At 54.3% G+C, this 15,095-nt stretch carries 13 protein-coding genes and 1 tRNA gene; 11 read left to right on the top strand and 3 right to left on the bottom strand.

Annotated features, from left to right (window positions below):
* The first annotated feature begins 57 nt into the window (after positions 1-57).
* Positions 58-609: a hypothetical protein gene (locus BY454_RS06250; RefSeq protein ID WP_104415954.1), complete on the top strand. Its 552-nt coding sequence runs from the start codon at positions 58-60 to the stop codon at positions 607-609.
* 110 nt (positions 610-719) lie between these two features.
* A tRNA-Met gene (locus tag BY454_RS06245) sits at positions 720-796 on the top strand.
* 178 nt (positions 797-974) lie between these two features.
* On the opposite strand, the gene BY454_RS06240 is transcribed toward BY454_RS06245, so the two are convergent.
* A complete protein-coding gene (locus BY454_RS06240) occupies positions 975-1,244 on the bottom strand; it encodes a helix-turn-helix domain-containing protein (protein ID WP_104415953.1) in 270 nt (89 codons plus the stop codon).
* 128 nt (positions 1,245-1,372) lie between these two features.
* Here BY454_RS06240 and BY454_RS06235 point away from each other — a divergent pair, with 128 nt between their 5' ends.
* The 4 genes from BY454_RS06235 to BY454_RS06220 all read left to right on the top strand — a co-directional run bounded on the left by BY454_RS06235 (position 1,373) and on the right by BY454_RS06220 (position 4,453).
* Positions 1,373-1,606, top strand: a complete 234-nt coding sequence (locus BY454_RS06235; protein WP_104415952.1) for a hypothetical protein — start codon at positions 1,373-1,375, stop codon at positions 1,604-1,606.
* A complete protein-coding gene (locus BY454_RS06230) occupies positions 1,599-2,834 on the top strand; it encodes a tyrosine-type recombinase/integrase (RefSeq protein WP_104415951.1) in 1,236 nt (411 codons plus the stop codon). The genes BY454_RS06235 and BY454_RS06230 overlap by 8 nt, the downstream gene beginning before the upstream one ends.
* Entirely contained in the window at positions 2,818-3,771 is a 954-nt protein-coding gene (locus BY454_RS06225; protein WP_258075578.1) for a TraI domain-containing protein, read from the top strand. The genes BY454_RS06230 and BY454_RS06225 overlap by 17 nt, the downstream gene beginning before the upstream one ends.
* A gap of 130 nt (positions 3,772-3,901) precedes the next feature.
* Positions 3,902-4,453, top strand: a complete 552-nt coding sequence (locus BY454_RS06220) for a YqiA/YcfP family alpha/beta fold hydrolase (RefSeq protein WP_104415949.1) — start codon at positions 3,902-3,904, stop codon at positions 4,451-4,453.
* A gap of 88 nt (positions 4,454-4,541) precedes the next feature.
* Here the strand turns inward: BY454_RS06220 and BY454_RS06215 are convergent, their stop codons facing one another.
* Positions 4,542-5,471, bottom strand: a complete 930-nt coding sequence (locus BY454_RS06215) for an ADP-ribosylglycohydrolase family protein (protein WP_219820611.1) — start codon at positions 5,469-5,471, stop codon at positions 4,542-4,544.
* Positions 5,472-5,577: 106 nt separating this feature from the next.
* Between BY454_RS06215 and BY454_RS06210 the strand changes: the two genes are divergently transcribed.
* The 5 genes from BY454_RS06210 (at position 5,578) to BY454_RS06190 (ending at position 12,414) form a co-directional block, all read left to right on the top strand.
* Entirely contained in the window at positions 5,578-6,465 is an 888-nt protein-coding gene (locus BY454_RS06210) for a metallophosphoesterase (RefSeq protein ID WP_104415947.1), read from the top strand.
* Between the two features lie 67 nt (positions 6,466-6,532).
* A complete protein-coding gene (locus tag BY454_RS06205) occupies positions 6,533-8,170 on the top strand; it encodes an AAA family ATPase (protein WP_104415946.1) in 1,638 nt (545 codons plus the stop codon).
* A gap of 77 nt (positions 8,171-8,247) precedes the next feature.
* The gene (locus BY454_RS06200; protein WP_104415945.1) at positions 8,248-10,056 is read left to right on the top strand and encodes a hypothetical protein; all 1,809 of its coding nucleotides are present in this window, start codon (positions 8,248-8,250) and stop codon (positions 10,054-10,056) included.
* Between the two features lies 1 nt (position 10,057).
* Positions 10,058-11,182 carry an ATP-binding protein gene (locus BY454_RS06195; RefSeq protein WP_104415944.1) on the top strand — a complete coding sequence of 375 codons (1,125 nt, stop codon included), beginning with the start codon at positions 10,058-10,060 and terminating at the stop codon, positions 11,180-11,182.
* On the top strand, positions 11,179-12,414 hold the full coding sequence (locus BY454_RS06190) for a vWA domain-containing protein (RefSeq protein ID WP_104415943.1): 1,236 nt from the start codon (positions 11,179-11,181) through the stop codon (positions 12,412-12,414). The genes BY454_RS06195 and BY454_RS06190 overlap by 4 nt, the downstream gene beginning before the upstream one ends.
* Here BY454_RS06190 and BY454_RS06185 read toward each other — a convergent pair.
* On the bottom strand, positions 12,411-14,630 hold the full coding sequence (locus tag BY454_RS06185) for an AAA family ATPase (protein WP_104415942.1): 2,220 nt from the start codon (positions 14,628-14,630) through the stop codon (positions 12,411-12,413). The two genes, BY454_RS06190 and BY454_RS06185, sit on opposite strands and share 4 nt — an antisense overlap.
* Positions 14,631-15,095: the final 465 nt, after the last annotated feature.

The following is a 15,095-nucleotide window of genomic DNA, read 5'->3' as shown; positions in this document are numbered from 1 at the left end:
CCGGTGTAATCTACAACTGTCTGCATCAGACATGGACAAGGAAAAGGAGATCTGTAGATGAAACTCACGAAAACCCTGATCGCGCTGTTCGCAGTTGCTGTTCTCGCTGGCTGTGCCGCCACTTCCAGCAGCCCCATTCCGCAGAAGGAAGGCAAAACGGCCCTTACCCAGATCAACATGTGGTCCTACAAGGGCGAACTGGAAACCACCCATTACGCCGTGGACACCCTGATTCCGGTCAATTCCGAAGTTCAGATCCTCGACACTTCCGGTAGCACCATTACTTTCCGTGTGGTCGATACCGGCATGGAAGTGACCCTGGTGAACAAGCAGAAGTACACCGGCATGGGCATTGACGGCATCTACGACCGCTACTTCGGCGATTCAAAAGTGAACCTGAGCAAGTTCAGCGACCTGGAGCGTGAAGCCATCGAAAATGGCCGCGTGGTACCGGGCATGAGCAAGGATGCGGTACTGGTTGCCCGTGGCTACCCGCCCGCGCACCGCACACCGTCTCTGGAAAGCGACAGCTGGCGTTACTGGCAGTCCCGCTTCAACACCATCGTGGTGAACTTCGAGGACGGCAAGGTTGTGAACATCCGCAACTGATGCGCAAACCACCCTGCATCAAAATCTGAAAAAACGGGTTGGCAAAACGCCGGAATATCATTATGATGCGCCTCACGTTGATCGGGCGCACCGGTTAACAACCAGTTTGATGCGGGGTGGAGCAGTCTGGTAGCTCGTCGGGCTCATAACCCGAAGGTCGTTGGTTCGAATCCAGCCCCCGCTACCATATAAAAGAAAGGCAGATCAGTAACTTACTGGTCTGCCTTTTTTGTTTGTCTTTGTGAAAATTGGCTCCGTGCCCTCAGCGTGCCCTGACCGTGCCAATTTTGAAACCCGCTTCTTAGCTTCCTTTTCAGTTTTGACCGCAAGTCATCTTGGGGCACGAAAGCAAACCGCCCCCTTCCCTACTGCGAGTCCTCCTCTACTTTGCCCTCATCTGAGGATGATTTTGCCGGCTCTTTGATATGAGTAATCAGCCGATCAATATCGCAGTCAAAGTAGTTGCAAAGCTTATCTAAATTGTCAGTTACAGTGCTGTGACCTGGATGGTTGATGATCTTCGAAAGCGTCATCCGGTTAATCCCTGTCTCCTTTGCTATCTCACCAATCGTGATTCTTCTTTTTTCTTCAAATTCTTTGTCAGCTATCAGCTCTTTGATGTGGTATCGAATCATCCTACGACCAACCGATAAATAAAATTATCAAAAGACGCTTGAAATTATCATCAAACGATGTATATTGATGATCAAGTGATAACAAAAGTTATCATGTGATCGTTAAAGTTAGTGATGAGGATAGTCGCATGAACAACACATACCTGACAACTGAAGAGTTGTCCGATCGCATCAAGTACGACTCACGCACCATTCGCCAATGCCTCAAGGATAGCGTCCTGATCGAAGGCAAACACTACATTCGTCCTTTTGGTGGCCGCAAAATCCTCTATATCTGGGAAGTGATTGAAGAAGACATGCTAAACAGCGCCCACGATACCCTCTCGATCCCAATGGCTGGTGGAGGCGTTTGTCATGGCTAAGGTTCGTGTTCGTAAGGATACCCAAAAGCTATTTATCGATTTCAGGTACGAGGGCATGCGCTTTCGCGAGCAGACACTCCTGAACGACAACGTGAAGAACCGGAAAAAGCTGGAAGCCCTGATCGATCGCATGGAGGCCAAAATGCTGATCGGTGAATTCAACTATGCAGAATTTTTTCCTAATAGCAAAAACCTGCAAAAACTGATCAAAAAGGGACTGATTCCGGGCACCAGTGAGTATGAGCAAGCCACTGCAATCACAGACCAGGAGGTCGAGCAATCTCCTCTGTTCACGGACTTCGCAGACCAGTGGCTTCAGGAAAATAAGGTCCAATGGCGCGCCTCTCACCTGCGCAATGTGGAGTCCATTCTTGAAAGTTCGCTAAAGCCGGCGCTCAAGAAAAAGCACCTCAGTGAGATCACCAAAGCTCACATTCTCGCCCTGCGGGCAAAAATGGCGAACCGTAAAGGCCGTGGCGCGAATGGTCTTGTGTCACCCAAAACCGTTAACAGCCACATGGCTATTTTGCGGATGATTTTGACTGAGGGAACCGAGCGGTATGACTTGCCTAACCCCTACCGCAACATCAAGCCGCTGAGGCTTCAGAAGGTCCATATCCAGCCCTTCTCGCTGGACGAGGTGGAACGGATCATCAAGTACGTCCGGGAAGATTATCGCAATTACTACCAGGTGCGTTTCTACACCGGCATGCGCACCGGTGAAATTGATGGTTTGAAATGGGAGCACGTGGATTTCAAAAACCGGGAGATTCTGGTTAGGGAGACATTGGCGAATGGCCAACCCGAGTATACCAAGACCGACGGTTCCCAGCGTGAGATTCCCATGTTCGGGCCTGTCTATGAAGCCTTGAAAAACCAGTACGAGGCCACCGGCAAGCTCAGCAAGTACGTGTTCTGCAATCGTGAAGGCCAGCCTCTCGATCACAACAATGTGACCAAACGAGTTTGGTATCCGTTATTGGAGGCTTTGAAGCTTAAAAAGCGGCGGCCTTATCAAACCCGACATACCGCAGCAACGCTGCTGTTGGCCTCTGGGGAAAATCCGGAATGGGTTGCCCATCTGCTCGGGCATTCCTCCACGGAAATGCTGTTCAAGGTCTATTCCCGGTATATCCCGAACCTGACCCGTATGGATGGCAGTGCCTTTGAGCGCCTGATCCAAAGCCGTGTAACCACCGACAAGGGGGTGGATGATGAAACTGAATGAACTTCGCCCAATTCTGCAGGAAACCTTCACCGGCACGTACCGACTGACTGGCCGCGTTGCACGCTTCGATGATGAAGGTCTGCCCTATCTGAAACTTCGCCTGAGCAGCAGTCACACCGATTGTTTTGCCCTCGCCGTACTGGATTCCATAGAGATTCCAGAGCGCCTGGGACCGATGGAGCTGGTCGCTGTCAAAGGTCAGGTGTGCCTGGGCCCCGAAGAAAGCACGGTGGTACTGACTGACATGCGCCGGCCAACCCCGGCCGATGTACTCCGCCTACCAGCGTTGCAGACCCTACCACGGGTTTTCTGCCCGGAACCCGAGGCATTGGATGAACTGGTCGGTGCGGTTCGCAGCCTGGAGTCGGTTCATTTGCAGTCGTTTCTGACACGAGTGCTGGAGCGCCGGGGTCGCCTGGAGGTATTTTTGAAAACACCGGCCAGCCAGAACTATCATCACAATTATCCAGGCGGTTTGCTGGTCCATTCCCTGGAAGTCGCCAAAGGCGTTCTGGGCATGGTGCAGATGAATGAACCCGAGACGTCTAGGGCGATGCAGGAAGTCGGCTTTGTAGCCGGGTTGCTTCACGACATCGGTAAAATCTACACCTGTGACGTCAAAGGCCGTCCTACCGCTGCAGCGCGTCTTTGTGATCATGCAGACCTGACGCTGGAGGCCTGCGCCCTGGGTCTGGCGTATCTGGACAGAGCGGACCCAGAGGCGGCTCTGGCCTTGCGCCATATCTGGACCTGTGCCTCACCCGGCGCCCGTTACGGCAAGCCTACGGCCATGACCCTAGCCCGTTACGTTCGGGATGCCGATGGCCAAAGTGCCATGGCGGACAACCAGCGAAAAGCCTACCGGAACCGTCAGGCCAAAGGCTTTGGTCAGCTTGGCCGAAATGCTTACTGGTTGCCCGCCCTTGAGGCCCGTTAAACGATGTACTTACACCATCAAGGGGGTGTGGCAGGAGGCATCCACACCCCCTCCGACCGGAGGAAATGAGATTCAAACGGTGCTATGGTCAAGGCTCAAAAACTCCTGAAAGAGCCACTGCGTAACGACCATGCCAAGCTTCTACTACCTTCACGGATTCGCCAGCCACTTTGATATTGCCAGTCCGAAGATTCATACGCTCGCCATGCTGGGCCCGGTGCGCGGCCACAATATTGACTACACAATGCCTGCCGAAGATGTGATCGAGGACAGCCTGGACAAGCTGATGCAGGTGAATCCGGACGTCATCGTGGGAACGTCCATGGGCGGCTGGTTAGCCGGCATACTGGCCACTGAAGCAAGCATGCCGTTTGTAGCCATAAACCCGGTGGTTGATCCCTCAAAAGCCCTGAAGAATCACATCGGCACCGGCCAGGATTACCAGGGCTCGCCTTATGAACTGACACAATCGGTTGTCGAAACCTACTACACATTGACGCAAAACGGCCATGGGCTGATTTTGTTGGATAAAGGCGATGAGGTCATTGATTGGCGGGAAACTTACGAAGCATTGAACGGGTATTATCCGGTGCATACCTTTGCAGGAGGCAGTCACCGGTTTGAGCACATGCAGGAAGCGCTGGGCTTGATTCGTGAACACATCAGCGGGTGGAGCTTTTGAGAGTGACTCCTATATGTCAAAAGCTGAAAGATGGCGCTCCATTGGCGTCAACGTTTCATGCCGGGCATCAGTAATTGTTAAACCCGCCCTATCGAGCCATATCGGCAAGTTCACAGGCCAATCCGGAAATTTTCTTCCCCCAAGCCAACGGCTCCAACCACCGAGCCGGAATAGACGCCACACCCCAGGCCGCCCCGGCAATTTGACCCGTCACCGCCCCAACCGTATCGGCATCGTCGCCCAGATTCACCGCCGCAATTAAGGCATCTTCAAAACATTCTGTGTGATAGCAGCTCCACAATGCAGCTTCCAGGGTATCGATCACATAGCCGCTGGAAGAAATCTCATCCCGGGTGAAATGCTTGAAAAAACCGTGCTTAACCCGGCCAATCTTCATTCCGCGTTCAGAGGTGTCGGGTACATTCTCCAGTACCGATTTCAAATCAGCGCCTTCCCGCAGCTGCCACAAAATAGCCGCCAACAACTCTGCAGCGTCCAGACAATCGGCACTGGCGTGGGTAGCACGGCTGCTGTTTACCGCATAAGCCAGCGCGGTTTCATCATCATCAGCCGCAATCACGGCCGGTGCCAGACGCATAATCCCACCGTTTCCGCTGGCAAACGGATTATCGGTTCCAGCGTAGGCAACCCGGGTCCGTGAGAACCGGCGCAAAGCCTCACGGGTTGTATTGCCGATATCAATGCACTTTTGCTGGCATGCCATATAACCCTCGTCCATCCAGCGCACATAACGGCTTAACTGATCTCTGGAATCAAAGCCCTGACACTCAATCAGGCTTTGGGCGAGGCACAGCGCCATCGCGGTGTCATCGGTCCACTCTCCGGGCTTAACCGCAAAAGCGCCCCCGCCAGTCATCTCTGTATGCAACGCAAAGGTATTGCGACGGCGAAATTCCACAGTCGTACCCAATGCATCACCCACGGCTAAGCCTAGCAGTGCGCCATTACCAAAATCAGTTTTGCTCGTCATAGGTCTCTCCTTTATCGCTGCAACCACTTTAATTCACCAATGCGTCAAATTATGTCGCACTCAGACATTGCCTAGTACGACATGAATTGACGCACCAAGGGTTCACAATGGAAACAACTGAAGGAGACACCCAATGACAAGTGATCAAACAACTACGCTTACATACGATGTGATTGGAGACGTACACGGCCAACACGATAAGTTGGTCGCTCTGCTGAAAAAGCTTGGTTACCAGAAAACTAACCAGGCTTGGTCAAAAGCCGGTCACCAGGCCGTGTTTGTCGGGGATTTGATTGACAAGGGCCCAAAAGCCGCAGGGGTTCTGAAAACCGTTCAAACCATGGTCGAAGCCGGTACAGCGCTTATGGTGGTGGGCAACCATGAGCTGAACTGGATCCAGGATGCTGCTGACTATACGGCCGATCCAATCGCGTTTATGGATGCTACCGAGAAACACCCTGATCGTCGCCAGTTAACCGAAGCCTTCAAATATCAACCAGAAGCGTTGATTGGTATTTTCCAGTGGCTCCGCGAACAACCCATATACATCGATCAACCGGATCTTCGCATCGTGCACGCTTGTTGGGACGAAGATGCCCTAGCCGTTTTGAAAAATGCCGGCATCGACCGCCTGAATAACCGAGCATTGGCCGGCTACCGTGATACCTATTCCGATGTCTATTTGGCGATTGACTGCGTGGTCGCCGGTTGTGCCCACACATTCCCAGCGGAGCGAGCATACAAGTCTGAATTTCGAAGCAAACGATTTCGCATCCAGTGGTGGCCTGAAAATCGAGTCGCCATCAATCCCATTGAAATCCAGCCGGTAGCCGGGCAAGTCCGATTGCCCGAAAGCCATAAGGCTCCGGTCTTTTTCGGCCATTACGCCATGGTCGGCATCCCCGACACCCTTGGCAGCAACATTGCGGGCCTGGACTACTCGGCTGCCTATGGGGGCACACTCACCGCGTACCGACATCGGCCCAATCAACCGCTTGATCGCACACACTTTGTTACCTAAACACCGTGCTACCCAAAGGCCGCTCTGCTAGTCTGTTTTGCCAGAATAGACCGGACAGGATGTTACTTTGGCCAAACTAATTCCCCCTTTCGAATCCATTGAACACAATGCCTTGCCCAACAGCGAGCGGCGGGTTCTGGAACACCTGAATCAATTAGACTTCCCTGGCCTGGAGGTGTATTTCAGCTTACCTTTGGTGCGTGAAAAAAAACTGGGCACGTTTCGCAGTGAAGCTGATTTCATTCTGTTTCATCCGGCTCATGGCATCCTGGTTTGGGAAGTCAAAGGGGGTGGCATATCCTATCGAGAGAGCCAATGGTTTTCGGAAAACAACAGCGGTACCCACCCGATCAAAGACCCCGTCAAACAGGCGGATAACGCCATTGGGGATATCATCACCCGCATCAAACGCATCGTGCGCGATGGTTTGATGCTCCCTATCGGTCGAAACCTGGTATTTCCGGACACCGTTGCCCAAAACATGACCCTGCCCCTGGGATTGGTGCGGGAAGACATCATCGATTACCACGGTTTGCAGAGCCTGGATCAAGCGGCCTTGATCAAACTGTTCAAACGCTGGCCGCATCAGGACAAGCTTCCCATTGGCAAAGCCGATGCCACCTTTGTTCGCGACAAAGTACTCAACCCAACCTTTCACCTTGCTCCAGCCATCGAGGCACGTGTGGATCAGGTGGAGTCACGCTTGGTTCAACTGACCAACCAGCAGGTCTGGGCACTTGAACTGCTGCGGTTTGTGCCAAGGCTGACCATTACCGGCGGTGCCGGTACCGGAAAAACGCTGTTGGCTCGTCACAAAGCCCAAGACTTGGCTGGCGAGGGTAAAAACGTATTGGCCCTGTGTTTCAACAAAGCCCTGGCAGCTCATATCCACGATGCTCTGGAAGACGCCGATGAACACCTTGAAGGCTCCATCACTGCCTCCAGCTTCCACGATTTCGCCAGGGAACTGATTGAAGGCGCCGGCCTTGCCTGGAATCCGCCCGAAGTGCCTAAAAACAAGCCCGCCTTCTACGAAGAAACGGTTCCAACCCTGCTGGCCGATGCAGCCATCAAGTTGCCGCAAACCTTCGATGCACTGCTGGTGGATGAGGCGCAGGACTTCCACCCACTCTGGTGGATGGCACTGGATTCCGTGCTGACTCCCGATGCCCAAGTTGTCCTGTTCGCCGACCCGTCGCAGAACTTGTATGGACGTGACTTTGAGATACCCTCGGATGTCTTCGAAGGTATGCTGCCCTACCCATTCCAGCTTATGCATAATTGCCGGAATTCGCTGGAAATTGCCCAATGGCTGAACAACCGCTTCGACTACGCCAGCTTGCCAGCGCCTCATTTGCCGGCCGCTAACGAACGGGTACAGGAGCATAGGTGGAAGCAGATTGACGAACAAACTGAACAGTTGAATGCAGCCTGGCAAGTCCTGAAAAGCAGAGGCATTACGGCAGAACAATTGGTGGTTCTCAGTCCCTACCGCCCGGAGAACTCTGGTGGCATTTGCGCTCTGAAAAAGGCATTTCCGGATGAACCCTTTGTCGTGAGCACCATCAGCAGCTACAAAGGCCTGCAGTCGCCCTTTGTTTTTCTGGTCGACATGGACACCGGTGGCTTCGCCGCCCGAGAAGACCTTTGGTACGTTGGAGCCACCCGGGCCACGGTTGGCCTACAAACCTTCGCAAAAATCTAACGCCATCGGCTAAAACGTCACGATTTGTCGCATCACCCCCTCATACTGAGTTCCAGTCAGCAAAGAAGGGGGAATGCATGGCCGACTACGAAGATTACATCACCCGCGATACCGTCGGGGGAGCAAGCATCGCAGGCTTCCCTGGCACTGCTCTGGAAATCGACGAGTCCGACCTTTTTGCACTGGACATCCTTGATGCCCCCAACCTGGAAACGATCCACTTCAAGCGGTTGAAATCCCTTAAGCGCCCTCACCTGGTTTTCAGCAACCTCCCTTCTTTATCAACTGTGTTGCTGCCCTCAGGCCACCCCGGCGCTATTGTCCATTATAACGCTCTGAACGCCCCGAATTCGTTTGTCATTAACGGGGCCGTCAGCGAAATCGACGCGGCATGGGAAAATACCCAAACCCGGCTGGAGTCCTCACCCTACCGTTCCCATTGGACCCGCGTGGTCTGCTGCCCGGCTACACAAAAACCGCTAGAACCTGCCGGTAACGGCTTAGTGATCGTAACCGGTGATATGCCCGCCGAACACAACCAGCTTACCCTGGGCGCAGATAACGACTGGCTGATACTGAATGGCCGCGGCTTGCGCCATGTTCAGGCCAATACCTCCGGAAAAGTCATGCTGCAACAGGTCCCCGACCTGCGCACGATCAATGGCTCCGCCCACGGGCTGTCACTGGAAATCTATGGTGCCTCAGCGCTGAAACGGATTTCCGGGACGGGGGAACGTGTCATCGTTTACCAGAAGCACGCCACCACCCAAGAGCTAACCATTGCTGATAAATGGCAGCACGCGCGTATTCACAGCAAGACACTGAAACGGCTGGATTTCGCGCACGGCAAAAGCCTTGCGTTGCATCACTGTGACCGGCTGAATCATGTCAATCTACCACTAGGCATGGATGTCGAGTGCTTCGGTGCCTTGCCTGCGCCGTTAATGGCCAGTGCGCGGTTCTATTTTGACGAATCCTCGTTGAACACCTGCATGGAGCGCTTCAAAAATGGGGAATCCAGCCAGTTGCCGGGCATTCTGAGCATTCTGGCCAATGCGCATGAACGTGAGCAGGTGGTGCTCAGCCTCCAGAAAATTCAGGAACTTTGTGAGCTCGGTGTTTCCCCGGACTTAATATGGCGTACCCGACGAGAGCTGGCTGCCCGGCACCGTGAAAACCGCGGCAAGTCGAAACGGGCCAAACGCCCCTTCAACGAGGCCGCGCTGAGTAAAGCCGATCTTTATTGGCACTGGAAGTTTCCGGAGGACCTCGCCCCCCAAGGTTGGGAGGCAGACCTCAAAATCTGGCAATACTGCCACCCCACCGTTGAAGCCGCTGCCAGTTACGGCGACATCATCGCCTGTACCTGCTGCAATGATGCGGCCCTGGAAACCCTGCTGCGTTTAGCCGCCAATCTCAACAGCGGCGACGATCTGTTTTGCCTGGCCGTGCAGTGCATGAAGGAATACCTCAGCAAAAGCGAGGACTACGTACTCAACCGCAATCGAAGCCAGAAGCAAGACCCAACGCTGCGCATTATTCGGCTGATTATTGGCGAGCGGGCCACGGAGGCCGATCAACGCACCGTGATTGCGTTTTTATGCGACGTCTTGCCGATGGATACTATGGTGAAATCCGTGCCACCCATCGTTCATCTCTGTCCAGGGGTTTTCCGCAGTGTTCTGATGAGCTTGGCCCGAAAACCCGAAGGCTGGTTTATTCCGCGCATCGGCACTCTTCCCTTCTACAAACGGGGCAACGAGATCGAGCAGTACCGCCGCCAACTCATGCAGATTGCACTCGCACCCTGTGTTTCAGAAAACGAGGACGACGAAGAGGAAGAAAACACTGCAAGCGACTGTTCATTGTTTGAAGGAGAGGCCTGATATGACCGAACAAAACCGCACCACCCGTTACGCCACGCCGGCGCAGATTCACGGCATCCTCCAACATCAGCTTTCGTTGCTTGGCGAGCAGCCCGAGTTAGCACACCTCTTGCCTCCGGTCATGCTCTGGGGGCCGCCTGGTGTGGGTAAAAGCAGTATTATTCGCGATGTTTGTGAGCAGGCCGGCGTTGGCTTTATCGACATTCGCCTGTCACAGCGCGAACCGGTAGACCTGCGCGGCCTGCCGGTTCCCGATGGCGAGTCCGTGAACTGGCTCATTTCCGGTGAGTGGCCCCGCGATCCGAACAGCCGAGGCATCATTTTGTTTGATGAAATCACCGCAGCTGACCGCTCCTTGCAGGTGGCCGCTTACGAACTGATTCTGGACCGCCGACTGGGCAATCTCTACAGCCTGCCCGATGGCTGGTTGGTCGTCGCTGCAGGCAACCGCGCGCAGGATCACGCCGTGGCTCAAACGTTCTCAAGCGCGCTGGCGAACCGGTTCTGCCACCTGGACGTGGAAGCGGACCTTGACAGCTGGTGCCAGTGGGCCTCCGCCAATCAACTTCATCCGGATGTGATCGGCTTCGTGCGTTTTCGTCCGGAGTGCTTTTTCAACATGAACGGCCCTATCGAACAGGGCTGGCCAAGCCCGCGAAGCTGGACTCGCGTGGCCAGCACCCTGGAACACGCCGACAACCATCTGGATGAAAACACCATCAGCTTGATCATTCAGGGCCTGGTGGGTGCCCCGGCTGCCACCGAGTTTCTGGCCTTCCGTCGTTGGAGCAAGGAGCTACCCGACATACCAGCGATGCTTCGCGGTGAGTGCCCGATTGCCATTCCCGACCGGGCAGATCAACGCTTCGCGTTTTGCAGCAGCCTGGCCCACCATCTCTGGAAGGGGCCGGAAAACCAGCAACAAAATCGCCTGACCCAGTTCTTCAAAATTGGACAAGCACTCACCTCGGATTTCGCCACGCTGGCTCTGCTGGATGCCACCGCTGCCACAGGCGATTCCTTGCAGGATCAGCGCGCCATGGATGTGTTCTGCCACCCGGACTTTGAAGCCTGGAGCAAAAAACACGGCAAAGTGTTCAACCAACACATGGAGAAAGTGGCATGACGGCCCCTCAATACGCCATGGCGTTTGACCCCAGCGAAGACGATCAGGCTCTGAAACAATGCATGCGGAAAACACTGGAGGACGATCGGGCCATCTTGATGACCGCCCAGCCCTTCACCGCAATGCTGGCTATGCAGTTGAACCTGATACCGGTGGTTGATAGCCGCTTACCAACGGCGGGTACCGATGGCAAAAACGTCTTCTTCAACGCCCGATTCATGGCAGACCGATCCCGGGCCGACCGCCGGTTTGTTCTGGCGCACGAAGTATGGCACTGCGCCCTTGGCCATTTTCGCCGCCAGCTGGGACGGGATTCAGCCCTGTGGAACCAGGCATGTGACTACGAAGTAAACCACCTGCTCAGTGACGAACTGGGCCATTGTCCGAAAGATGCCCTATGGGACCGCCGTTTTCAGAGCTTGTCTGCGGAAGAGGTGTATGCCCGGTTATGTCATGGCATCGAGCAAGCTCGTAAAGGTCAACAGGTTCTGGATACCCACGATCTGGAACAAGCCCTGAAAGAACAGTCAGAAAACCTTGTGATAGACCCCGACTTTGCACCCGAAACACCGGCTACCAGCCAAGAAGAGCAAGCCCTCAGCGAGGCCTGGCGCCAGCGCTTGCTTGGCGTTGCTCAACAACGTGAGCGCATGCCCGGCAACCTGCCCGGACACCTGCGACGCATCATTGGTGGCATTCGGGAGCCACAAGTGCCCTGGCAACAGCTGCTTGCCCGCTTCCTGAAAAAGCAGCAGGGCGGCGACCGCCAATGGCTTCCGCCCTCTCGCCGGCACATCCATCGGGGCTTATACCTCCCCAGCCGCCGGGGCAATCTTCTGGAACTAACAGTAGCTCTGGACAACTCTGGCAGCTGCCTGGACGACATCCCGGCCTTCCTCGGCGAACTCAAAGGCATGTTGGCTGCGTTCAACCGCGTTAACCTCCGGTTAATGATCTTCGACACATGCATACAAAGTGACCTGCAACTGACAGAGCAGGATCTGTATCAACTGGACAAGATGGAATTGAAAGGTGGCGGAGGAACCAATTTTCGACCGGTGTTTGCAGCATGTAATGAACAGCCGCCCCAGGCGCTGATTGTATTGACTGATGGCTGTGCAGAAGCACCAGAGCATCCGCCAACCTATCCGGTTTTATGGGCATTGACCAAAGACGGAAAACGCCCCGTAAACTGGGGCAATGCTCTTAATCTGACCGACCACACCGTCTAGGCGTGGAACCCGATAGCTCGGTGGCTGAATGATCCACTCTGCAACGCCTGCTCCTGCTCAAGTGCCGTTAGTAAACGATCCAGCTTAGGACGCAATCCCAACAACTGAAGCTGGCTTAATGCAGCCTGTATCAAGCCCGGTGTCACCGCTGTGAAGTGGGCCAGTGCCGAATCCGGCAGCTGCGAAACACGATCCGCATCAACCACACAGGTCGCAAGCAGCCCCTTTAGCTGAGCTGGCGCCAAGTATCCGAAACGAACCTTCAACTGAAAGCGGCGCATCACGGCCGAATCCAGGCTATCCATACGGTTGGTGGTGGCCAGAAACACCCCCTTGAAGCGCTCCATGCGAACCATGAACTCATTGGTCATACTGACTTCCCAGGAGCGGTTAGCGGTTTCGCGGTCAAATAAAAAGGTGTCAGCCTCATCCAGAAGCAACACAGCACCACTGCGCTCAGCCTCGGCAAAGATACCGACAATGTTCTTCTCCGTTTCACCAACAAAGCAGGATTGCAGGTCGCTGCCGCTGACTAGCTTAAACGGGCGCCCGATACGGTCGGCCAGCTCACTGGCGTAGGCCGTTTTACCAGCCCCCGGTGGGCCATAGAGGCACAAGCGGGCGGGTTGGCCTCGGCGAAGCATACGCTCTACATTCCGCAAACTTGGTTTGGTGTTCAGCCACTCACCAGAAAATACCAGGCCAGATGATTCCCGGGATTGGGGTTCGATGGACACATTCACTGATTCACCGCTGGCAAGCGTAAGACGGTCTTCCAGTACCGACTGCAAGCGCTGCTGGTTACGTTGGGGCTGGTTCGGGGGTAGCAGCGCCCCTACTTCGCGCAGATTGCTGGCCAAAGCTGGCGTCATCCAAGGTTTCTTGGCCAACGCTGTCGACCAGTCCTTGCTCACCGGTAACGGCTTGAGTGTGTCTACAATGCTGGTCATACGGGTGGAACCGTTGTCTCTAATGGGCAGGACCAAAGTGAAACGGCGTAAAAACGCCGGATCAATGTGGTCTACCCGATTACTGATCCAGATCGTCGGCACGCGATTTTGTTCAAGTAGCTTATTGAGCCAGCCTTTGGCCAGTTCACGGTGATCGCGGAACGCATCTTCCATCTCATCAAATAACAACACTACGCCAGGACGATCTTTCAGGAACGATTGCGCAACATAGGCCGAATCCAGGCGCTCTGAACCGGTCAGCGATGCTTGGCACTCACCGACCGTGGGCACCTCATGCAACGAGGAACCCAGGTGGGAAGCCAGCGCTCGGGCAAGCTCCGTTTTCCCAGTCCCCGGGGGACCATACAACAGCACATTCGCGCCCTGGCGACTCTGTTCTAGAGCCTGCCGTAAATAGTCGATCACCAACTGCAAATCGCCGACGCCTGAAAATGCCGGCAAGGGAAAAGATGGGCGAGGCGCAAACGGGCAGATGGTCTGCAAAATAAGCTCGATGGCATCCTCATGCTCACCAGAATCGTGTACCAAGGATTCAGTCACCTTGCGCAACACAGCTCCGGGGCAAAGAAACTCATCTACATTCTCCCGATGGCCACTTTTCCAAGCTTTCAGCAATCCAGAAAGGACCAGAGGCTTATCTTTATCAACCGCTTCGAGAATGGCTGATACGGGCTCCCGCAGACAATACTCAAGCACCCGGAGTGAGTGCTGGGTGTCTAAGGTGTTTATATCTATCAGTAGATTCCGGACCCAATGAAACTGAATGCTAAGAATCGCCAACGTCAGAATCTTTGTTTCTACCTGTGTCAGGGTAAGCCGGGTTTTCAGAGTTTCGAGAAGGGCATTGAAACCCAGGACCGGAGGCTGAGGGGCTGCTCTAAGCTGCTGCTCAAGTTCGGCTTGCCGATTTTTCAATGAACGCTTGAAAGCCTCAATGGTCGGGTAAGGATAAATAGCCGCTTCATCCTGGTGATGCCCATTATCGCCAAGGCGAGGAGGTTGGAAGTTCAGAGTCTTTAAAACCTGATCAGTGATCGGCCCTTCAGGAATATCAACACCGCGAACCTCCTCCAACTCAAGTAAATTGGCCTGGTAAATCGCATCCTTCTGACAAAACAAAATATTCGCATCCGGCGCCGTCATTAAACGGCACACATACAGTTGAAGCAGCATTTTTGCATCCGGATTCGGATTGCCCTCTGCAGGGGGCTCAACATGCTGGTCAATCAGGTCGGTCCACTTCATTCACAATCCTCCAACTCTATGGAGAACAGTTTATGGGACCAACGCGACATCTGCTGACGCAGCCCACAACAACAAATGCCAAGCGACAGCGTCGGGTAGGGCCATGTATTGATGTGTGGTAGAAAGTCCCGGAATCCGAGGGCCTAATCTGAGTTAACCTGCCGCTTCTCATTCCACTTAAGTGACTTTTCCAGCGGCATCAACCAGAAGTCCACGCCCTCAAAACGACATTTCCCGAAGTCATCCTCAAGAAACGCCAGCAGTTGCCGGTATTGCTCACTCCCCTCAGTTGGTGCGACATCCAAATAAATCGAACCTCTGTAAGGCGCAATCAACGTTCCAGGAGAAATATGAAAACAGGGTTCCCAACGTAAGCGTTCATTCCACGACGTAGTGGACTTATTTCACATCGCGTAGCGGCCTGAGCAACCCGGGCGAGACCTTATATTGTTTGGTGCCATCCTC

The organism is Marinobacter persicus (assembly GCF_002934325.1).
Classification (GTDB): Bacteria; Pseudomonadota; Gammaproteobacteria; order Pseudomonadales; family Oleiphilaceae; genus Marinobacter; species Marinobacter persicus_A.
This window is presented reverse-complemented; position numbering and strand designations above follow the sequence as displayed.

Excerpts from the sequence above, each read along its gene's own strand:
- BY454_RS06250 (WP_104415954.1), top strand. The coding sequence starts at position 58 with ATGAAACTCACGAAAACCCTGATCGCGCTGTTCGCAGTTGCTGTTCTC.
- BY454_RS06240 (WP_104415953.1), bottom strand. The coding sequence starts at position 1,244 with ATGATTCGATACCACATCAAAGAGCTGATAGCTGACAAAGAATTTGAA.
- BY454_RS06235 (WP_104415952.1), top strand. The coding sequence starts at position 1,373 with ATGAACAACACATACCTGACAACTGAAGAGTTGTCCGATCGCATCAAG.
- BY454_RS06230 (WP_104415951.1), top strand. The coding sequence starts at position 1,599 with ATGGCTAAGGTTCGTGTTCGTAAGGATACCCAAAAGCTATTTATCGAT.
- BY454_RS06225 (WP_258075578.1), top strand. The coding sequence starts at position 2,818 with ATGATGAAACTGAATGAACTTCGCCCAATTCTGCAGGAAACCTTCACC.
- BY454_RS06220 (WP_104415949.1), top strand. The coding sequence starts at position 3,902 with ATGCCAAGCTTCTACTACCTTCACGGATTCGCCAGCCACTTTGATATT.
- BY454_RS06210 (WP_104415947.1), top strand. The coding sequence starts at position 5,578 with ATGACAAGTGATCAAACAACTACGCTTACATACGATGTGATTGGAGAC.
- BY454_RS06200 (WP_104415945.1), top strand. The coding sequence starts at position 8,248 with ATGGCCGACTACGAAGATTACATCACCCGCGATACCGTCGGGGGAGCA.
- BY454_RS06195 (WP_104415944.1), top strand. The coding sequence starts at position 10,058 with ATGACCGAACAAAACCGCACCACCCGTTACGCCACGCCGGCGCAGATT.
- BY454_RS06190 (WP_104415943.1), top strand. The coding sequence starts at position 11,179 with ATGACGGCCCCTCAATACGCCATGGCGTTTGACCCCAGCGAAGACGAT.
- BY454_RS06185 (WP_104415942.1), bottom strand. The coding sequence starts at position 14,630 with ATGAAGTGGACCGACCTGATTGACCAGCATGTTGAGCCCCCTGCAGAG.